This window comes from Oceanobacillus picturae (assembly GCF_000612865.1).
GTDB classification, from domain to species: domain Bacteria; phylum Bacillota; class Bacilli; order Bacillales; family Amphibacillaceae; genus Oceanobacillus_B; species Oceanobacillus_B jordanicus.
Window position 1 is genome coordinate 670,955 of the sequence record NZ_CCAX010000002.1, and the last position, 18,580, is coordinate 689,534.

An 18,580-nucleotide genomic window follows, 5' to 3' on the forward strand; every position below is an offset into this window, starting at 1 on the left:
CAGCCCCCAAAAGTGAAACTAAGTAGAGCAAAGTGAATCGTCATAGCCCAAAAGTGAAACCAAAGCTTCCCAAAGTGAAACGTCAGCCCCCAAAAGTGAAACCAAAACATCCCAAAGTGAATCGTCATAGCCCAAAAGTGAAACCAAAACATCCCAAAGTGAATCGTCAGCCCGAAAAGTGACACCATAGCTCCCCAATAGTGGAACCTTCATCCTACAAACTTAAACGAACCCTTCCGCTATTCGCTCCCAAATTCACAAAAGTAACTTAAACTAAGCAAATACCTATTGACTTTCGTGTTCTTTAGTTATATGGTTAGTTACATAAGTAATTAACCAAATAACAAAGGTGATGAGATGAAAAATAACTTAGATGAAACGAAACCCATTTTTCTTCAGATTAAAGAACAGCTGGAAGACTCTATCTTAAGTGACTCCATTAAGGCTGGGGAGCGGGTTCCTTCAACAAATGAATTTGCATCCTATTACCAGATCAATCCAGCTACAGCAGCCAAAGGGATTAATGAGCTGGTAATGGAAGAAATACTCTATAAGCGAAGAGGTGTAGGGATGTTTGTCACTGAGGATGCCAAGGAAATTTTAATAAAAAAGCGTAAGCAGACGTTTTACAATCACTATATTCAACCATTGCGACAGGAGGCAGCTAAGCTGCATATCAGTAAAGAAGAATTGCTTGAGATGATTCAAAAGGGGGATGAGACAGATGAAGATTGAAGTGAAAAACCTAACGAAAAAATATAAGGATAAGCTGGCGTTAAATAACATTTCGTTCACATTAGAAGGTCCAAAGCTTTACGGACTTTTGGGAAGAAATGGGGCAGGGAAGACGACTTTTATGGATATTCTTGCTGGAAATATCCGTGCAAGTAAGGGAGAAATTTTAATAGACGGAGAAGTTCCCTTTGATAATCAGAAGTTAACGGAATCCGTTTGTCTCATTAAAGAAGGGCATAATTTCAAAAGAGATTTAACGGTGAAAAATGTGCTTAAAATTTATTCCTACTTTTACCCAAAATGGGATCAAAATCTGGCTGATGAACTAATAGAGTTTTACGATCTAAATAAAAATGCAAGGGTAAAGTCACTATCCAAGGGGATGGAATCTTCACTTGGTATTATTGTGGGGCTCGCAAGCAAAGCGCCGATTACGGTATTTGATGAGCCCTATATTGGCCTTGATGCAGCTGCCAGAAAGAAATTCTATGAACTTCTTTTAGAAGAATTCGAGACAGATAAACGAATGATTATTTTATCCACACACTTAATTGATGAGGTTAGTCTTATGTTTGAAGAGGTTTTGATTATTCAAAAAGGCTCTCTTGTGATGCAGGAAGAAGCAGAGTACTTACGGAACAATACATGTGCGGTTACTGGAACAAGAGATGAAGTCAGCACATTTATCCAAGGAAAAGAAGTGCTCGAAACGAAGGAACTGGCCGGTGTTATGACAGCATATGTTTATGGAAATGCAGCGGATGCTAAATCGCAAGGGCTTCGTGTAGAGAGTATACCAATTCAAGAATTGATGATCTATTTAACCGAAGGAAAGAAGGGAGCATAACAATGGGGAGACAATTTAAAGGACTATTATATTTCTTTAGCTCAAATGTACGTCATTCCTTACTGATTTTTTGGACCATTTTAATGAGTATTCTTGTAGTAACATTAACCATTTCCTATTTTCTATTGAACGTGGAAGGTGAAATGGCCTTTTCTCTTACAGCACCAATGTATGTTTATTGCGGTATCATGGGTTTTATAACAGTAAAGGAAATGGTGCCTTTCTCAATTAAGATGGGGGCTACAAGAAAAAATTTATATGTAGTAATAGCTATCTTCTTTTTGCTATTATCTTTATTTAAAGCTATTGCTGGCACAATCATTCAGGTTCTTGTTACCAGCATGAATGAAGCGATAGGGTTAAACAACTTTGATTTTCTTCACCTAGCTCAATTTATAGACGATACGTGGTATACACGAGTAGTTATTGATACAGCTGTCATGTTTTTCTTCTTAACACTTATGTTTTTACTTGGTTTACTGTTCTATCGATTTGGATTTGCAGGTGCAGGTTCAGTTCTAGGAATTCTGCTTGTAGGCTTGCTGCTCTCTATTGCAAAAGGCTGGGCTTGGGACTTTATTACAAATATAGTGGAATCATTTGGCATGACGTTCTTTTTACAAATGACCATCATGAGTATCGTGTTTTATGTATTATCCTTCTTCCTTGTAAGACGCATCACAATTTAAAAACCAGAATAACCAAGCCGAACAACTCTCTGTTCGGCTTAAAGTTTCATTTATCCATTCTGTTTTCGGCGAAAGCTATAAACAGACAGAACAACAAGAAGTATACTTAAAGCTAATGAAGTAAAGGCTGTGCCGAGCAACTTTTCAGAAATCGTATTTGTCCGTAATAACTCTTGAACGTAGGTGGATAAATGACCTGGACTCCATGTGAGGATATGACCAATCACCTGTGTTAACAAACTAAGAAGCATAACCGAAACAATGGTTAAAAACACGACAATTCCAGGTTTCGAGACAAATGTATTAAAGAGAATTGCCAGACTGATAACGAGTAAAAACCAAAGGCCGTAGAAGAGAACACCTTTCGCCCATGTCATAAAAGGCAAGTTACCATATAAAATGTTTGTATAATACCACCCTGCAAATAAACCAATAGTGGAAGAAACTCCGACTAACACAATTAACGATGCCCATTTCGTAGTAATATAATTTGTATAAGAAACAGGCTTCACAAGAATGAGTTCTGATACGCCGCTAGCTTTTTCGCCCGCTATCGGATTCATTGCTAGAAATGCTACTAATAAAACGCCTAAGGTACTATATTGGCTTAAGCTCATCATCATGATCTCTGCTGGGGCATAATCAGGAAGTTCGATAACGGTCCCATCTGGAAACCCACCAGCGGATTGGATGATTTCCGGAAGGTAATAAGTTGATATGGGATCCATAACGGCAAGTATTATAAAGACGATTGGTACCCAGATCCATTTTTTGTTTCGCCAGCTCTCCAGCATCTCTTTCCGAAACATCGTAGCCCATTGCATCATTGCTTCACCACCTTCATAAAAATATCTTCCATTTCAGCTTTATTTAATGAGAAACCAATGAGCGGCCAATTCTCTTGACCGGCTTTTTCTAAAAGGGTTTTTCGCAATAGGGTTAAATTATCTGTTATAACAGCTATGCTATTTTGGTTTACCTTTACTTCGGTCACAAAAGGGATGTTACGAATCCTTTCTTCATATTGCTGCAAATCCTGTATACTCTGAAACTCAAGTTCAATCACGTCTGTTTGGTATTTCTCTCTCAGTTCCTGCATGGTACCAGACTCAATAAGCTTGCCTTTGTGAAGGAGTAGCATTTCATCACTAATTGCATCGGCATCACTTAAAATATGTGTGGAAAAAAGAATAGTCATAGACTCTTTCAACTCTTTCATTAGTGTCAGTACATCTCTTCTACCGAGCGGATCGAGGGATGATACTGGCTCATCTAAAATTAAGACCTTTGGTTGATGGATCAAGGCCTGAGCCAAACCAAGTCTTTGTTTCATCCCCCCAGAATAGCCACTAATCCGCTTATTTTTGGCCTCTTCAATACCAACTTTTTTCAACATCTCATCAGCAGCTTTTGTAGCCTCGACTTTTGAAAGAAGGGATAACTGGCCACTATAAATAAGAAATTCCCTCCCCGTCATCCAATTGTAGAAGACGGGGTATTGTGGCAGGTAACCAATGTGTTCCCGATAGTCAACATGGTTCACAATATTATCTAAACTTACATCACCGTTAGTTGGTGATAGGAGACCTGAAAGCATCCGCAAGATGGTTGTTTTCCCAGCTCCGTTAGGCCCAATCAACGCAATACATTTTCCTTCCGGCAGCGAAAAACTGACATCGTCCACAGCGGTGTGTGCGCCATATTTTTTTGTAACATGAGTAGCAGATAAGATCGCCATTTAATCATTTCTCCTTCCAAAGATAAAATAGGCGATTGGTCCAATTGTATTGAGAACAACTACAATGAAAACCCACATAACCTTTCGTCCGTTCACATTATCAGCCTTGATTAAATCAATAAGTGCAATAACCATTAATATGGCTTGAATAATAAGAAATGGTGCAACAATTGCCCAGTCAATATTTTCGAAAAGCTCTTTCATGGTCAAATGCTCCTTTCATTACATAGATAATAGTAAAGGAATACCTGCAGCTAAGAGGATAATGCCAAGCAGTATAATCCATGCTAGTGGCCGCGCCATATTCACTGTCCAACCAATGCCAAATCGCTTTTCAAGGAACAAGGCAGGGTCATTTTTATTAAAATAGAATTGACCGAGTTTCCAATAGCGGTCGTCATCTCGATCCACATAACTACTATTATTTACGGCTTGTTTCCTGACACGACTGCCACCTTGACCTGTTGTGATAGAAAGGAATAGTGCAGCGATAATCATCCCACCGGTTAACACGAGAGGAGCTCCAACTAGCAGGTCTGATTGAATTGGCTGATAGAAGGAGTATTGGATAAAAGAAAACAATAACGTTAAACCATAGCTCGTTATCACGATAAAGGCAGACCATCTTCTTCTGAAAACTCGATTTTGTTCAGCAGATACTTCAGGGTTATCTCCATCAATCTGTTGCTTTGCTCTTGTAATGATTATATTGACAAACAAGAAGAGACAAGCAAGGAAAACTTGCATGATCGGCATCAACAGGATGACTCTATAAGACGTGTCTGCCGAGTTCGTTATATTACCGGAAAAGTCATATTGCATGGGAATCGTGTCAGGCAACGTGTCGTAATAAATGAAAGATAAGGCAGCAGTGATAAATGCGATTATAAAAGATGGTATGAACCATAGATTGCTAACTGAAAGCTTTTGCCTGCGAAAACGCAGATCAAGGGAAAGGTGTTGCTTTTTATTTTTAACCCATCCCTTTTCTGCTTTCCGCTGCTTTACTTGCCTGTGGAAATGCAAGTATAAGAAAAAGCTGATTATCAAGTAGCCAAGTATGATAGCGCCGAGTAGGATGCTAAGTGTGGTCTCATTGTCACTTGTAGTACCAAATCCAAAAAATATAATCGTAACGATTAAACTAACAATGCCAACAGCAATGGCATACTTTTTACGGAATTGTTTCATTTCATTGGTATGATAGATTTCCTCTGGTATGGAAACACCAAAGCTTTCTGTTTTCCTCGTCAAATATGGGATAAACATCATGATAATAAACACGGGGACAATAATAAAAAAGAATAATAATAGAATAAATGTCATTTTTTCTCACCTTCCTCGTTAAATTCGTTAAATAGCTCCTGGCATTGCTTTAAAAACACCTCCTCGGAAACCTGACGACAAATGGATTCAGCAACGAAGGGACGAAGCTTTTTCTGTACTTGTTCCATGTAGGCAGCATCTGCTTTTGCGACCCCATCTGGATGAATGACTACTCCTTTTTGTCTATGAATAAGGATAAAGCCTTCTTGTTTTAAATGCTGATACGCTTTGTTTACAGTGTGCAGGTTGATGCCAATATCTGCTGCCATTGCTCTTACTGAGGGGAGCGGATCACCAGGCGAAAGGTTCTTCTTAGCTATCCCTTCAATGATTTGATGGATTAATTGGGTGTAAATAGGTTCATCTGATTCAAAGTCAAGACGAATAAACATGTAAATAACCCTTTCTGTCATTTTATGTTCTAACTGTTATACATATAATATAACAGATAAACTTAAAGTGCAATATAAAAAGTGCAAGATATATATTCACATTCGCTCGTCTTTTAAAAAATGTGTTTTTTTCTTATTCTTGCACTTTCAAAAATTGTATTGACTCGTCATTGCGTCTTAGTTAAACTCTTACCTTTTCGAACGTAAAAAAAGAACTGATATCTAAAATCAGCTCTTTTCTTATAACTGTTCGTATTGGTCTAACATCGTTTCGAGTATTTTTTGAATCGACTTTTGTTTCTTTTCTGGTAAGGCTTGGATTCTGTTTAGAGATTCCTTCATTTTCGGATGCGAACGTAAATAGTCAACACTTTGGTATAGGCCTTGGTCGAGACCAGCTTTATCCTGTCCATAGACTCGTTGGAAGTCTTTTAGCATTTCTTGCTCATATGCAAAGCTCCCTGTGAGATGGTCTAGTGAGAGCTCAAATAACGAAGCAATTTTAAGTAATGAGGCGATATCTGGCACCGCAGTCCTGTTCTCCCATTTTGTTACAACAGATCGGGAAATGGCTAGTTTGTCGGCTAAATCTTGCTGAGTCCAGCCATTTTGCATTCTAAAATGTTTTATATTTACTGCGAGTTTTTCTAATTTCATTTGCATCACTAACTTTCTAATTTGAAGCTTTTGTATCTTTCATACTATCATGTCGAGAAGAAACAGAAGGGGAATTACTTGTTCATATATAGAACATATAGTAAAATGTTCCTATATAGAACTTATACGAGGTGAATTTAATGGTGAGTTGTATGATTCTTAGGCATCCTACGATAACTAACTTAACGAAGTGCAAAATGTTGCGTTTCCTTTTCCATGAAGTAAATTTTGAAATCCACGTGGTAAAACAAGATACTGTTGTTATCTATGTGTGGAATATCCAGCAAACGGATCTTTGGCAAGCAGCCGTGATGGTTGCAGTAACGGATATAGAGGTTGGCTATGGAAGAGGATTTGGTAAGCGTGAAGCAAGAAAAAAAGCAGAACAAGTGTTAAGAAAGTGGCGTAACACACCAATATCTACAGAGGAAGAAGGCTATTCTGGTAACTTTGGTACTTAAGACACAAAGAATTAGATACACCCACTGGTCCAATAAAATAAAAAGAGAAATCAAAGCGGTTAGCTTCGATTCCCTCTTTGTGATAACTGCTGATAAACGCGGTCAGCTTGCTTAAATTCTTTCTGATAGAGAACTTCTTGTGTTTTTGATAGGAATTTCTCATGCTGCTGCGATTGTTTGCCGTTGTGCTTCATTAGAACACCTCCATGTATCCATTAGGATCACCAAGAGGGAGGAATCTATACATTTTTTCTAAGTTTAACCAACTTCCTCTTCAGTATGCTGCTGTTCGGTGTTTGCAAAAGTTTGGTAAGAAACATAATGATCCTTCGAGATTAAGAACAAATCATATACTTCTTCTTGCTTATTTATCTCTTGGTACACTTCTGGATAGGTGCTATTGGCAATCGTCACATATGGTAGCTTTACTACTGCTTTAAGCGATCTGCTGTTTGTTTTCCTTACTTTCATAAACACGCCATTCATATTATGAGTCAGAAAAAGCTCATCAAAGAATTGTTCCTTCGCACGTTTATTATAGCCTTTTCCAAAATAGGGCTGGCCAATCCATGTTGCAAGAAACCCATACCCATCCTGTATATCAAATAGGCTTATCGTGCCAATCGGGTGGTAATATTCATCTAGAATTGTACGGGAAACAAGTTCTCCATTATCCTCAGCTTCCATTGTCTGTTTTGTAATGAAGAGAAACTCCTCACTAGAATAGGCTTTATGTCTAACATAGGGGAAGACCTCTGGATGTTTAATCAGTTCGTATAATACAGGCGCCTCTTGTAGGTCACGCATTTTAAGCATAAAAAATACCCTCCTTATGGACAGGTGGGTATTCTAAATAACCATAAGGGAATTTAGTAAGTTGACCCACCCACGAATTTTTAGTTAACGTTCAACAAAAATTCGGGGTGGGAATCGAACCCACTAGAACCAGCATTGCTGGTGGCGCACCATTTGCCTTCCCTATTTAATTTCTACGTTCTAATTTTTATATTTCATCTCTTTCAGTTTATGAATTTGATGTTTGATAGCATTATTTTACACATTTTTATTTAGAAAGGGAATACCCTTTTTTGTAAAATTTCCCGACAATTTTTTACAATAAATTTATAAACAAAATAGTATGTTAGTGTCCTCAGAAATATCAGCAGCTGCTGTGGCAGAAACTTGGCTTTCTGCTTTTAGGTCCATGCATTTTGACAGGTCTAGAGAACCTAAAATAGATCCTTCTAGAAAATTATACATGAGCTAGTCTTCAATCGAACCTATTGCTTCTTTTAGATGCGGATAATTAAATTGGAAACCATGGTCCTGGGCTTTTTTAGGAAGAACATATTGGCCTTTTGTGACGAGCTGCCCCATTTCTCCGATAAGTAAATGAATCATACTAGATGGTACAGGCAACCAGTAGGGCCTATGCATCACAGAAGCTAGTATACGCATAAAATCTTTATTGCGTTTTGGATTTGGGGTCGTAGCATTTACCGGACCTTCTATCTTTGGATCATTTAAGCAAAATTGAATTAACCGCACTACATCATGTATATGAATCCAGGAGAGCCATTGTTCCCCTGTTCCGATTTTTCCTCCAGCAAATAGTTTAACTGGTAAGCGCATAAGAGGAAAGGCTCCTTCGTTCCCGAGAATGACACCAAATCGCAAAAGTACGGTACGGATGCCGAGTTGATTCTCAGCTTGATTAGCCACTGCTTCCCACTCAAGAGCCACTTCCGCAAGAAAATCGTTCCCAGCTTCATTTGTTGCTTCTGTAAAAATCTTATCCTCCGAACTGCCAAAATATCCAACAGCAGATCCACTAATAAACACATCTGGTTTATTGTCCATTTTTTTAATCATTTCAACTAGTGATTGGGTTATGTTAATACGGCTTTCTAAAATAGACTGCTTTTTATTTTTTGTCCAATAGCCAAACAGGGACTCGCCTGCAAGATTAATAACGGCATTAATGTGTGGTAATGTGGTTGGATCGTGTTCATAGCCAATAAATGTTGCTAACTCCGAGTTCTGTTTATTCTCAGGGGAGCGGGTAAGTATGTACGTATGATGTCCATTCTCATGAAGCGCCTTTGTGAGATGTTTCCCCACAAACCCAGTTCCACCAGTTATTAAAATATTCATTTCTAACACCTACTTTTCAACAAAATTTATCCCGGAGCAACCGTCCGTAAGACTCCCACTTCAAAACATGAAGTCAAGCCGTTAGTTTTTAGTGGGAATAAACGGGCGCTAACACCCCGATTCGTTCAACTAACAATCAGTGGAGGAAGAACGAAAACTCCACTGATTGAAATTTAACTTTATAGTTATATATAGGATATGCAAAATCTCCGTTAGAAAACAGCGTAAGCATTGTTTGTTGGTAAATAATGTTTTCAACCTCAAACGCGAACTTTTGCTCTGTTTTTGTTAAGATAGGAAAGGAGGGGTGAAACAACTTGAAAATTACCCGAATTACTACACAGAAAAAAAGTAAAAGTCGATACAATATTTTTATTGCTGATGGTGATACAGACAAATACGGTTTTAGTGTGGATGAAGATATTTTAATTAAGTTTGGACTTAGTAAAAATGACGAACTTGATGATGCCACGATTGAACAAATTTTAGAAAAAGATTCGCTACATAAAATATATACCCAAGCCATTAACTTTTTAAGCTACCGAATGAGAACAAAAAAGGAAATTCGAGATTTTCTAATAAAAAAAGAAGCTGAGCCAGAGGAAGTAGAAGAGATAATGGACCGATTAAATGATGAGAAACTAATCAATGACAAGCAGTTTGCGGAGATGTTTGTTAGAACAAGAATAAACACTTCAAGTAAAGGACCAAATGTAATAAAGAGGGAGCTTATGGAAAAAGGGGTTGCAGCTAACATAGCTACTGAAGCGGTTTCTGTTTTCACTTATGACTTACAATATGAAAAAGCCCAACATTTACTAGAAAAAAAGAGCCAGCATAAAAAGAATGTTTCCTTTCGTAAACAGCAAGAGCAATGGCGAACACAGCTCATGCAAAAAGGGTTTTCCCAGGATGTGATAAACGAAGTATTGAGTGGGGATACAGTCGATAAGGATGAAGAAGCGGAACAGGAAGCATTAAGAAGTCAAGCTGAAAAACTAATTCGTAAATTTGAGAAGAAATACAGTGACTATGAGCTCAGGAACAAAGTAAAAGAGGGACTTTATCGTAAAGGGTTTAACTTGGATAGCATTAAGAATGTACTAGAGGAAATATTGGAGGAGTAGCAAAGCCTTTATTTACACGAAGTGAAATTAAAGCTATGATTATGGATGCAACAAGGGGAGGGATTTTTATGAGTACAAATTATAGATATAGCGATTATTCCATCGAACAATTGCGGGCAGAAATAGGAAAATTAAAGGAAAAAGCACAAAAGGCAGAACAGCTTGGAAACATTTCGGAAGTTGCAGTTAATGAACGTAAAATGCAGGTGGCGCTTGCCTATACATTAAACCCGAAAGATTTTATAGCGGAAAAGATCTATACACTAAAGACAGATCCGGGTTATACATTTAAAATTAATTATATCAATGGTGTTTTTGCTTGGGGGCATAGAATAAACCTCCTTAATGAAATGAATGAGCAAGAAGAAGCAATTCCCATCTCTTTATTAGGAGATGCCGTAAAGGATAAATAAAAACAGCAGGTAGCTTTACCTGCTGTTTTAAATCGGTGTTTCTTCAACATATAATTTACTTTGAAGTTTTCTTTCAGAAAATATCCAGCCTGTATACGAACTCATAATTCGCATGTTGTCATCAATCTGGACAACCGCAACAAACGGGTAATGCCCTTTTGAACGGTAGCGTAGATCAATGAAACGCACTTCAGTGAAATCATCAAAATCATTAATTTCCCATCGGTAAACGGGTGAGAAGGATAGGAATGCTGAAACATTTTTATCCTCTCTTGCAATTTTCATGATTTCTGTATCAGGTAAAGGTAGCTTTTTGAATTCGTCCACAATTTCGATGTGGCCATTCTGCACACTACCTACGTAGAAACGATCCTTTGTCGTCACAGCAACTCGCCAATAGTTTTGTTTAAGGGTAGGAGATGTTGCAATCTGTTCAACATCTGAATAATAACCTTTTATTTCCTTTACAATTTCCCTTTTATCATTATACCTCTTCATGTAGTACAAGAAGATAACCGCATAGATAGTAAGCCAGGTATAACCAGGGCTTGCACCTAGTAGCCATGCGCCAATCCCGGCAACGTGAAGGGCAAAGATATAGGGATCAAACGTGTTAATAAATCCGTGTGCCACCCACTTATTGGTGAATGGGCGGTATGCCTGTGTTCCATAAGCATTAAATATATCTACAAACACATGTAAAACAACAGCGAGAAACGTCCATATCCATAAATGTAGGAAGTTTACACTTGGAACAAACAGATATATGATGGTAGCGATTAAAATTCCCCACATAATCACAGCAGGGACAGAATGTGTCGCTCCTCGGTGATGTCGGATATAGGTTGCATTATCTCGCAACTTTAATACTGTATCAAAATCGGGTGCGTGAGAACCGGCAATTGTCCCTACAAGCACCGCGTTAAATAGTAAGGGATCTTGATGCACTGCGGGATCTAATGTAGCTAAACCGCCCAGTGCTACACCCATTACTATGTGGGTACCAGTATCCATAAAATAGGTCCTCCTTAAAGGTTTGGTCTTCATAAAAAAATTAGGAAGTAGAAGTATGCTGGTGCGTCGTACTGGCATGATTGTTTACTTAAATTTAAGGCTATTTCGATTTATTTATTGTATCATACAGGATGTGAATTTATGAAAAATATACCGTTACAACATTTTAACATTTCCGATTTTCAGGAAGATCTAATAAATTGGTATCAGGAAGAAAAGCGTGACTTACCTTGGCGGACGGATCAGGATCCATACAAAATTTGGGTCTCAGAAATTATGCTCCAACAGACAAAGGTTGATACCGTCATTCCGTATTTCCATCGTTTTATCTCCAATTTCCCAACAGTTGAAGCTTTAGCTGCCGCAGACCAGCAGGATGTACTAAAAGCGTGGGAAGGTTTAGGATACTATTCCCGTGCTAGGAACTTACAAAACGCAGTTAGAGAAGTAGTAGCGACTTATGACGGTGTTGTTCCTGATAATCCGGAAGAACTTGGGTCATTAAAAGGAATTGGACCATACACCAAAGGAGCAATCCTCTCTATTGCTTATGACAAGCCAGAACCAGCAGTAGACGGGAATGTAATGCGGGTTTTTTCGAGATTGTTTTATATTGAAGATGATATTGCACTTCCTAAAACAAGAAAACTGTTTGAAGCATATGTTCGAGAAGTCATTGATCAAGATGATCCTTCTTCCTTCAATCAAGCAGTAATGGAATTAGGTGCTATTATATGCACTCCTAAATCACCTGCTTGTATGCTTTGCCCGGTCCAATCGCATTGTCAGGCATATGCGGAAGGGGTAGAAGAAACGCTTCCTGTTAAGAAAAAGGCTAAGAAACAAAGAAAGGTACCTTACGTGGCACTTTTAATTCGGACGCCACAAGAGGAATATGTTATTGAAAAGCGCCCAAGTGATGGGTTGCTTGCTGACCTTTTTCAATTTCCTATGGTTCCAATTAGTGAAATTGGATATGACCATATTGAAAGCTGGTTTTATCAAGAGTATGGTATTACGCTTAATGTAAAGAATCATGCAGGAAAACTGAAGCACGTATTTTCCCATCTCATTTGGGAGCTGGAAATATATCATGCTGAAGCTGAGATAACAGCAATTGAAGATCAAAGACTAAAACTTGTTGCAAAAGAAGATGTAGCAAAATACCCTTTTCCTGTCTCACATCAAAAAATGATGAAGTACATGGGTTGAAAATAGGGGACTGGGAGAAGCATACCCAGTCCTTTTTTTATAGAGCCCTAATCTCTTGTATGCATTTCTTTGTTTATTTCATGAAGGATGGAAAGTCCTTCAGGGTTTACATATGGTAACAGCTGCGATAATGCATGCTGAAAGTAGTTTAGTTCTTCATTGTTCCATTTTGTTTTACTCATCATTGTAAGTTCTGTGAAGTCTCTTCTTGTTGAATCCATCATCATTTCTCCTCTAAATGTGATTGCTCCTTCATAAGTTATGTAATATGCCGCTTTTTATTCGTTAATGGAATTTATATCCAAATGATGATGTAATTGGAACATTTTAATTCGGATAAGTTATCGACCTCCTGGTTAAATTAGTAGTGCGGAGGTGATATTGATGGCTAAAAACCCAAACAAAACTACTTCAGGTACTAGCGTTCAGCACGTAAAACAGCAAAACCAAAAAGCTTCAAAAGGTCAAGGGCAATTCGGAACTGAGTTTGCTTCCGAAACTAACGCTCAAGAAGTAAGAAAACAGAATCAGCAGTCTGCTCAAGGTCAAGGGAAATTTGGTACTGAGTTTGCTTCTGAAACAAACGCTCAGGAAGTAAGAAAACAAAACCAACAATCTCAGCAAAACAAAAAGTAAATATCAACCTCACAACATTTCTAAGAGCTCCCTTTTTAAGGGAGCTCTTTTTATGGTCTTTGAAAACCCCTGGCTATGCCGGGGGTTCCATAGAGCTTCTAGCGTGGGGGCAAAAAAAAGCCTCTCTTCATGATAAGATAAGGTTGGTTTCCCGACCACCAAATCTCATCAAAGAAGGAGGCATGTCCAATGCAGGACAAGAATAGTTTAGCACATACACAGTGGAGATGTAAGTTCCACATCGTTTTTGCGCCAAAATATAGAAGACAAATTATCTACGGGAAATATAAAAAAAGCATCGGAGAAATAGTAAGAGAGCTTTGTGAAAGGAAAGGGGTTGAGATACACGAGGCAAATGCATGTAAAGATCACATTCATATGTTAGTAAGTATTCCACCAAAACTAAGTGTATCTCAATTCATGGGCTACCTAAAGGGCAAAAGTAGCTTAATGATATTCGATCGGCACGCTAATTTAAAGTACAGATATGGTAATCGTAAATTTTGGTGTCGAGGCTACTTTGTAGATACAGTGGGCAGAAATAAGAATCAAATTCAAGAATATATTAGAAATCAGCTTAAAGAGGATTACATGAGTGATCAGTTAACATTATTTGAAGAATTTGACCCCTTCACTGGAGAGAAAAATAAGAAGAAATAAGAGATTCTTTTAGAATCAGTGAGTGAGTGTGGTGCAAAAGGGAAACCATTCAGTGGGCCTTTTAGGCCGAGGCCGGTAACATAGGCTTTCAGCCGCAGAGCAAACCACCAGTTCACACTGGTGGTTTTGATTAGTGGGTTTCGTTTAATTTGATCTGTTGGGAGAGCGAACATCGGCCGTGAGCGAGATAACATCGGCTTAGAGGGAGTGAACATCGCCTTTGAGTCGGAGAATATCGGCCGAGAGCAGTTCAGCATCGCCTTAGAACTCTACAACATCGCCCGAGAGCAGAAGCACATCGCCTTAGAACCCAGCAACATCAGCCAAGAGCAAGAGAACATCGCCTTAGATCCCGGAAACATCAGCCGATAACAAGAACATCGCCTTAGAGCGGTCAACATCATCAGAGAGAAAGTACGTAATACTTTATATTTCACATAGTACCCCTTATAATGAAAAAAGGATTAATAACGGACTATTAGTGAGAGGAAGATGAGATGGTTGCTCCGAGGCCAGGTTCAAAGATGCAAATACAAAGCTACAAGCATAATGGACAACTTCACCGGGTTTGGGAAAACAGTCTTGTACTAAAGGGGACGGAATCAATTGTAATCGGGGCCAACGATAAAACACAGGTAACGGAAAGTGACGGAAGATCATGGGTAACTAGAGAACCAGCTATCTGTTATTTTCATGCAAAGTATTGGTTTAATATCATCGGTATGTTGCGTACAGATGGAATATATTATTACTGCAATATTAGCTCTCCGTTCGTTTTTGATGAAGAAGCACTGAAATACATTGACTACGATCTTGATGTCAAAGTATATCCAGATATGACCTACGACATCCTTGATGAAGATGAATATGATGACCACAGGCTTCAAATGAATTATCCTAGGGTTCTCGATCGTATTCTACACAACAACTTAGATTATTTACTGCGTTGGATTCGTCAAAGGAAAGGGCCGTTTTCTCCAGATTTTGTTGACCAATGGTATGAGAGATATCTAACCTATCGGTGATGAATGTTATCCTTGTTACATTTATGTAGCAAGGCTTTTCCTTTTTTTACACGTTCGGAAAAAGCGTAATTTCGAAATGGTAGGTTAAACTTAGGTCAAGGTCTACACGTGCTAGACCATTCCTTTTTAGAGGAAAGATATCTAAAAATAAATTCAACTATTGATTAAGGAAGATGGAAAATGAGCAGTATCAAGCAGTATATGCAATTTGTAAAACCATACACTTGGAAGATTATTTGGACGGTACTCGTCGGGATTGTGAAATTCGGGATACCTTTATTAATGCCGCTTATCTTAAAATATGTAATCGATAATATTATTAATGCGGAAGCAATGAGTGCAGCTGAAAAGACATCGCAATTGCTCTGGCTAATGGGAATTTCCTTTGTGATTTTCCTAGTTCTTCGACCACCAATTGAATATATTCGACAATATTTGGCGCAGTGGGTCGGAAACAAAATTCTATATGATATAAGAGATAGACTGTTTGACCACATACAAAAATTAAGCCTTAGCTTTTATGCAAAGACAAAAACCGGGGAAATTATTTCCCGGGTAATACATGATGTCGAACAAACGAAAACTTTTGTACTTACTGGACTTATGAATATTTGGCTAGACCTTGTCACAATTCTTATTGCTATCATTATTATGCTGACAATGGATATACCATTAACAATTGTCGCCATTATACTCTTTCCTTTATACGGTTTTTCGATAAAGTATTTTTACGCCAAACTACGACGTTTAACAAGAGATCGTTCGCAGGCGCTGGCTGAAGTGCAAGGTCACCTGCATGAACGTGTGCAAGGTGTCCCCGTAACACGTAGCTTCGCGCTAGAGGATTATGAACAAGAACAATTTGAGAGCAGAAATAATAATTTCCTTACAAAAGCCATTGATCATACGAACTGGAATGCAAAGACGTTTGCTGTAACGAATACCATTACAGACTTGGCTCCATTACTAGTGATTGCCTATGCAGGATATCAGGTGATAAATGGAGATCTAACAATGGGTACTATGGTCGCGTTTGTAGGTTATATGGAAAGAGTCTATAGTCCGTTACGGAGATTGATTAACTCATCTACCGTGCTCGTACAGTCAATTGCCTCTATTGATCGCGTGTTCGAATTCTTAAATGAAAAATATGATATAGAGGATAAACCAGAGGCGAAAAGCCTCCAACGAGTTGAAGGCGAAGTTTCAATTGAGAATGTTTCGTTTCGGTATGATGAAGATGAAAGTAGAGTGCTACGTAATGTAGATCTTCATGTGAAGCGTGGAGAAACCATTGCGTTTGTCGGCATGAGTGGGGGAGGAAAATCAACCCTGATCAGCCTTATCCCTCGTTTTTATGATGTCACAAGTGGTTCTATTAAAGTGGATGGATTAGACATTCGCGATGTGAAAGTAAGATCTCTAAGAAATAATATTGGGATGGTTTTGCAGGATAATACCTTGTTCAGTGAATCGATTTCGATGAATATACGAATGGGTAAACCTGAGGCAACAGACGAAGAGGTTGTGGCAGCAGCACAAGCAGCTAATGCACATGAATTTATTCAAGGTCTACCTAACGGCTATGATACCCTTGTTGGTGAGCGGGGTGTTAAACTCTCAGGTGGGCAAAAACAACGGATTGCGATAGCACGTGTATTTCTAAAGAATCCGCCAATCCTTATATTTGATGAAGCAACTTCAGCGCTCGACTTAGAAAGTGAGCATACAATCCAGGAAGCACTCGAGAAGTTAGCATCAGACAGAACGACATTTATAGTGGCGCACAGACTAGCTACCATTACACATGCAGACCGCATTGTCTTAATTGAAAATGGTGAAATAGTCGAAGATGGCCCACACAAAGAACTAATGGCCAAACAAGGCGCATATTACAACCTTTACCAAGTCCAACATCTAGACGACGACATCGAGCAAGAAAGTAAATAAGAAGATTATTGTAAAAGGCTTTGAACTCGAAAATGCCGAATGCTTTTATATAAGTATTCGGCATTTTTTATATTTGAAGTTTAGGACACACTTATTAGCAGAGGGAAATATGTAGACTCCTAGGGGAGAAAAGGCATCGGTAATACGCCGTAGTGCGTAGCACACGGAGGATTACCAGCCACCCCAGGAAAGCGAAATATTCCCGCAGCGCAGAAACCGCACTTGCTTATTAGCCCTTACACACCCTTACTCATTGTTTCAAACGCTTTTCCTACTGCCTCAATAGTTGTTTCAATATCTGCTTCCGTATGTGCAGTAGTTAAGAACCATGCTTCATACTTAGATGGCGCAAGGTTGATTCCTTGCTCAAGCATAAGCTTGAAGAAAGTTGCGAACGCTTCGCCATCACTCGCTTCAGCTTGATCATAATTAGTTATTTTACCAGTTCCAAAATAAACAGTTAATGCTCCACAAAGACGATTAACACTAATTTCAACACCATAACGCTGGGCTTGCTCTGTAATCCCTTTTTCAAGCAATGCACCAAGATTATCAAGTTTTTCGTATGTGCCATCTTCCTGTAGAACTTCTAGACAAGCAATTCCTGATGCCATGGATGCAGGATTACCGGCCATTGTACCAGCCTGATATGCAGGGCCTAAAGGAGCTACCTGTTCCATAATGTCAATGCGTCCACCATACGCACCAATTGGCAGACCACCACCAATGATTTTACCCATTGCTGTCATATCTGGTTCAATTCCATAAACCTGTTGCGCACTTCCATAAGTAAAACGAAATGCAGTAATAACTTCATCATAAATAACGAGGGCGCCTTTACTATGCGTTAAGTCATTTACAGCTTGTAGGAATCCTTCATGCGGTTCCACAATACCAAAATTCCCTACAATTGGCTCAACTAAGACTGCGGCAACTTCATCTCCCCATTTATCCAATGCTTCTTCAAAAGCTTTCAGATCATTAAATGGAACAGTGATCACGTCTTCTGCCACAGAACGCGGAATACCTGCAGAATCCGGGGTCCCTAATGTAGCCGGGCCTGACCCTGCTTGTACAAGTACAGCATCAAAGTGGCCATGATAACAACCAGCAAATTTAATAACCTTCGTTCTATCTGTATAGGCGCGAGCCACACGGATGGTCGTCATAACAGCTTCTGTTCCAGAGTTAACAAAACGTACCTTTTCCAAGGAAGGAATTGCATCCTTTAACATTTTCGCAAACTGGTTTTCCAGCCTTGTTGGTGTACCATATAAAACACCTGTCGTTGCTGCATGAGCAATTGCTTTTGCGATGTGAGGATGGGCATGTCCTGTAATAATTGGCCCATATGCACCTAGATAGTCAATGTATTTGTTACCGTCAACGTCCCAAAAATTAGCGCCTTGTCCCCGTTCCATATAAACAGGTGCACCACCGCCTACTGCCTTAAAGGAGCGAGAAGGGGAGTTCACTCCACCAACAATATGCTTTAATCCTTCTTCGTGTAATGCTTGAGATTTTGTATTATTCATTGTTGCATT

23 protein-coding genes are annotated in these 18,580 nt (G+C 38.9%); 11 read left to right on the forward strand and 12 right to left on the reverse strand.

The window, feature by feature from the left end:
* Positions 1–357 precede the first annotated feature (357 nt).
* From BN988_RS14355 to BN988_RS14365, 3 genes are read left to right on the forward strand one after another with little or no spacing between them, the layout of a single operon-like run.
* On the forward strand, positions 358–735 hold the full coding sequence (locus BN988_RS14355; RefSeq protein ID WP_036577446.1) for a GntR family transcriptional regulator: 378 nt from the start codon (positions 358–360) through the stop codon (positions 733–735).
* On the forward strand, positions 725–1,582 hold the full coding sequence (locus BN988_RS14360) for an ABC transporter ATP-binding protein (RefSeq protein WP_036577447.1): 858 nt from the start codon (positions 725–727) through the stop codon (positions 1,580–1,582). The genes BN988_RS14355 and BN988_RS14360 overlap by 11 nt, the downstream gene beginning before the upstream one ends.
* A gap of 2 nt (positions 1,583–1,584) precedes the next feature.
* Complete coding sequence (locus tag BN988_RS14365) at positions 1,585–2,271, forward strand: hypothetical protein (RefSeq protein ID WP_036577448.1); 687 nt, start codon at positions 1,585–1,587, stop codon at positions 2,269–2,271.
* Positions 2,272–2,321: 50 nt separating this feature from the next.
* Here BN988_RS14365 and BN988_RS14370 read toward each other — a convergent pair whose 3' ends face one another.
* From BN988_RS14370 to BN988_RS18430, 6 genes are all read right to left on the reverse strand, one after another.
* Positions 2,322–3,098, reverse strand: a complete 777-nt coding sequence (locus BN988_RS14370) for an ABC transporter permease (RefSeq protein WP_036577449.1) — start codon at positions 3,096–3,098, stop codon at positions 2,322–2,324.
* Complete coding sequence (locus BN988_RS14375) at positions 3,095–4,009, reverse strand: ABC transporter ATP-binding protein (RefSeq protein WP_036577450.1); 915 nt, start codon at positions 4,007–4,009, stop codon at positions 3,095–3,097. Before BN988_RS14375 ends, BN988_RS14370 begins: the two co-directional genes overlap by 4 nt.
* Positions 4,010–4,213 (reverse strand): PLD nuclease N-terminal domain-containing protein, encoded by a 204-nt coding sequence (locus BN988_RS14380; RefSeq protein WP_036577451.1) that lies wholly within the window; start codon positions 4,211–4,213, stop codon positions 4,010–4,012.
* Between the two features lie 18 nt (positions 4,214–4,231).
* Entirely contained in the window at positions 4,232–5,335 is a 1,104-nt protein-coding gene (locus BN988_RS14385; RefSeq protein ID WP_036577453.1) for a DUF1648 domain-containing protein, read from the reverse strand.
* Positions 5,332–5,727 carry a GntR family transcriptional regulator gene (locus tag BN988_RS14390; protein WP_036577454.1) on the reverse strand — a complete coding sequence of 132 codons (396 nt, stop codon included), beginning with the start codon at positions 5,725–5,727 and terminating at the stop codon, positions 5,332–5,334. The genes BN988_RS14385 and BN988_RS14390 overlap by 4 nt, the downstream gene beginning before the upstream one ends.
* Positions 5,728–5,967: 240 nt before the next feature.
* Positions 5,968–6,390, reverse strand: a complete 423-nt coding sequence (locus BN988_RS18430) for a helix-turn-helix domain-containing protein (protein ID WP_051557971.1) — start codon at positions 6,388–6,390, stop codon at positions 5,968–5,970.
* A 137-nt stretch (positions 6,391–6,527) separates the two neighbouring features.
* Here BN988_RS18430 and BN988_RS14400 point away from each other — a divergent pair, with 137 nt between their 5' ends.
* Complete coding sequence (locus tag BN988_RS14400) at positions 6,528–6,845, forward strand: hypothetical protein (RefSeq protein WP_147629727.1); 318 nt, start codon at positions 6,528–6,530, stop codon at positions 6,843–6,845.
* Between the two features lie 59 nt (positions 6,846–6,904).
* Here BN988_RS14400 and BN988_RS18960 read toward each other — a convergent pair whose 3' ends face one another.
* From BN988_RS18960 to BN988_RS14410, 3 genes are all read right to left on the reverse strand, one after another.
* On the reverse strand, positions 6,905–7,039 hold the full coding sequence (locus BN988_RS18960; RefSeq protein ID WP_119578445.1) for a YfhE family protein: 135 nt from the start codon (positions 7,037–7,039) through the stop codon (positions 6,905–6,907).
* Between the two features lie 64 nt (positions 7,040–7,103).
* Positions 7,104–7,661, reverse strand: a complete 558-nt coding sequence (locus BN988_RS14405) for a GNAT family N-acetyltransferase (RefSeq protein WP_036577456.1) — start codon at positions 7,659–7,661, stop codon at positions 7,104–7,106.
* 447 nt (positions 7,662–8,108) lie between these two features.
* Positions 8,109–8,999 carry a TIGR01777 family oxidoreductase gene (locus BN988_RS14410; protein WP_036577457.1) on the reverse strand — a complete coding sequence of 297 codons (891 nt, stop codon included), beginning with the start codon at positions 8,997–8,999 and terminating at the stop codon, positions 8,109–8,111.
* A gap of 317 nt (positions 9,000–9,316) precedes the next feature.
* Between BN988_RS14410 and recX the strand changes: the two genes are divergently transcribed.
* Together recX and BN988_RS14420 are read left to right on the forward strand one after the other, a co-directional pair.
* Positions 9,317–10,126, forward strand: coding sequence for a recombination regulator RecX (recX, locus tag BN988_RS14415; RefSeq protein ID WP_036577458.1), 810 nt, complete (start codon positions 9,317–9,319; stop codon positions 10,124–10,126).
* A gap of 68 nt (positions 10,127–10,194) precedes the next feature.
* Positions 10,195–10,539, forward strand: coding sequence for a YfhH family protein (locus BN988_RS14420; RefSeq protein WP_036577459.1), 345 nt, complete (start codon positions 10,195–10,197; stop codon positions 10,537–10,539).
* 27 nt (positions 10,540–10,566) lie between these two features.
* On the opposite strand, the gene BN988_RS14425 is transcribed toward BN988_RS14420, so the two are convergent.
* A complete protein-coding gene (locus tag BN988_RS14425) occupies positions 10,567–11,553 on the reverse strand; it encodes a metal-dependent hydrolase (RefSeq protein WP_036577460.1) in 987 nt (328 codons plus the stop codon).
* A gap of 141 nt (positions 11,554–11,694) precedes the next feature.
* Here BN988_RS14425 and mutY point away from each other — a divergent pair, with 141 nt between their 5' ends.
* Positions 11,695–12,765 carry an A/G-specific adenine glycosylase gene (mutY, locus tag BN988_RS14430; protein WP_036577461.1) on the forward strand — a complete coding sequence of 357 codons (1,071 nt, stop codon included), beginning with the start codon at positions 11,695–11,697 and terminating at the stop codon, positions 12,763–12,765.
* 47 nt (positions 12,766–12,812) lie between these two features.
* Here the strand turns inward: mutY and BN988_RS19105 are convergent, their stop codons facing one another.
* Positions 12,813–12,986 carry a hypothetical protein gene (locus BN988_RS19105; protein ID WP_182858846.1) on the reverse strand — a complete coding sequence of 58 codons (174 nt, stop codon included), beginning with the start codon at positions 12,984–12,986 and terminating at the stop codon, positions 12,813–12,815.
* A gap of 163 nt (positions 12,987–13,149) precedes the next feature.
* Here BN988_RS19105 and BN988_RS14435 point away from each other — a divergent pair, with 163 nt between their 5' ends.
* From BN988_RS14435 to BN988_RS14450, 4 genes are all read left to right on the forward strand, one after another.
* A complete protein-coding gene (locus tag BN988_RS14435; protein ID WP_036577462.1) occupies positions 13,150–13,401 on the forward strand; it encodes a gamma-type small acid-soluble spore protein in 252 nt (83 codons plus the stop codon).
* Between the two features lie 189 nt (positions 13,402–13,590).
* The gene (tnpA, locus tag BN988_RS14440) at positions 13,591–14,061 is read left to right on the forward strand and encodes an IS200/IS605 family transposase (RefSeq protein ID WP_036573920.1); all 471 of its coding nucleotides are present in this window, start codon (positions 13,591–13,593) and stop codon (positions 14,059–14,061) included.
* 497 nt (positions 14,062–14,558) lie between these two features.
* Positions 14,559–15,086, forward strand: a complete 528-nt coding sequence (gene ntdP / locus BN988_RS14445; RefSeq protein ID WP_036577463.1) for a nucleoside tri-diphosphate phosphatase — start codon at positions 14,559–14,561, stop codon at positions 15,084–15,086.
* Between the two features lie 180 nt (positions 15,087–15,266).
* Positions 15,267–17,036 carry an ABC transporter ATP-binding protein gene (locus tag BN988_RS14450; RefSeq protein ID WP_036577464.1) on the forward strand — a complete coding sequence of 590 codons (1,770 nt, stop codon included), beginning with the start codon at positions 15,267–15,269 and terminating at the stop codon, positions 17,034–17,036.
* Between the two features lie 236 nt (positions 17,037–17,272).
* Here BN988_RS14450 and BN988_RS14455 read toward each other — a convergent pair whose 3' ends face one another.
* A complete protein-coding gene (locus tag BN988_RS14455; RefSeq protein ID WP_036577465.1) occupies positions 17,273–18,571 on the reverse strand; it encodes a glutamate-1-semialdehyde 2,1-aminomutase in 1,299 nt (432 codons plus the stop codon).
* Positions 18,572–18,580: the final 9 nt, after the last annotated feature.

What these genes read in the sequence shown, in the direction of transcription:
- BN988_RS14385 (WP_036577453.1), bottom strand. Translation starts at nt 5,335, where the DNA reads ATGACATTTATTCTATTATTATTCTTTTTTATTATTGTCCCCGTGTTT.
- BN988_RS14410 (WP_036577457.1), bottom strand. Translation starts at nt 8,999, where the DNA reads ATGAATATTTTAATAACTGGTGGAACTGGGTTTGTGGGGAAACATCTC.
- BN988_RS14365 (WP_036577448.1), top strand. Translation starts at nt 1,585, where the DNA reads ATGGGGAGACAATTTAAAGGACTATTATATTTCTTTAGCTCAAATGTA.
- BN988_RS19105 (WP_182858846.1), bottom strand. Translation starts at nt 12,986, where the DNA reads ATGGATTCAACAAGAAGAGACTTCACAGAACTTACAATGATGAGTAAA.
- BN988_RS18960 (WP_119578445.1), bottom strand. Translation starts at nt 7,039, where the DNA reads ATGAAGCACAACGGCAAACAATCGCAGCAGCATGAGAAATTCCTATCA.
- BN988_RS18430 (WP_051557971.1), bottom strand. Translation starts at nt 6,390, where the DNA reads ATGCAAATGAAATTAGAAAAACTCGCAGTAAATATAAAACATTTTAGA.
- BN988_RS14380 (WP_036577451.1), bottom strand. Translation starts at nt 4,213, where the DNA reads ATGAAAGAGCTTTTCGAAAATATTGACTGGGCAATTGTTGCACCATTT.
- mutY (WP_036577461.1), top strand. Translation starts at nt 11,695, where the DNA reads ATGAAAAATATACCGTTACAACATTTTAACATTTCCGATTTTCAGGAA.
- BN988_RS14455 (WP_036577465.1), bottom strand. Translation starts at nt 18,571, where the DNA reads ATGAATAATACAAAATCTCAAGCATTACACGAAGAAGGATTAAAGCAT.
- BN988_RS14355 (WP_036577446.1), top strand. Translation starts at nt 358, where the DNA reads ATGAAAAATAACTTAGATGAAACGAAACCCATTTTTCTTCAGATTAAA.
- BN988_RS14370 (WP_036577449.1), bottom strand. Translation starts at nt 3,098, where the DNA reads ATGATGCAATGGGCTACGATGTTTCGGAAAGAGATGCTGGAGAGCTGG.
- BN988_RS14425 (WP_036577460.1), bottom strand. Translation starts at nt 11,553, where the DNA reads ATGGATACTGGTACCCACATAGTAATGGGTGTAGCACTGGGCGGTTTA.
- tnpA (WP_036573920.1), top strand. Translation starts at nt 13,591, where the DNA reads ATGCAGGACAAGAATAGTTTAGCACATACACAGTGGAGATGTAAGTTC.
- BN988_RS14435 (WP_036577462.1), top strand. Translation starts at nt 13,150, where the DNA reads ATGGCTAAAAACCCAAACAAAACTACTTCAGGTACTAGCGTTCAGCAC.
- BN988_RS14420 (WP_036577459.1), top strand. Translation starts at nt 10,195, where the DNA reads ATGAGTACAAATTATAGATATAGCGATTATTCCATCGAACAATTGCGG.
- BN988_RS14390 (WP_036577454.1), bottom strand. Translation starts at nt 5,727, where the DNA reads ATGTTTATTCGTCTTGACTTTGAATCAGATGAACCTATTTACACCCAA.
- BN988_RS14375 (WP_036577450.1), bottom strand. Translation starts at nt 4,009, where the DNA reads ATGGCGATCTTATCTGCTACTCATGTTACAAAAAAATATGGCGCACAC.
- ntdP (WP_036577463.1), top strand. Translation starts at nt 14,559, where the DNA reads ATGGTTGCTCCGAGGCCAGGTTCAAAGATGCAAATACAAAGCTACAAG.
- BN988_RS14450 (WP_036577464.1), top strand. Translation starts at nt 15,267, where the DNA reads ATGAGCAGTATCAAGCAGTATATGCAATTTGTAAAACCATACACTTGG.
- BN988_RS14360 (WP_036577447.1), top strand. Translation starts at nt 725, where the DNA reads ATGAAGATTGAAGTGAAAAACCTAACGAAAAAATATAAGGATAAGCTG.
- BN988_RS14405 (WP_036577456.1), bottom strand. Translation starts at nt 7,661, where the DNA reads ATGCTTAAAATGCGTGACCTACAAGAGGCGCCTGTATTATACGAACTG.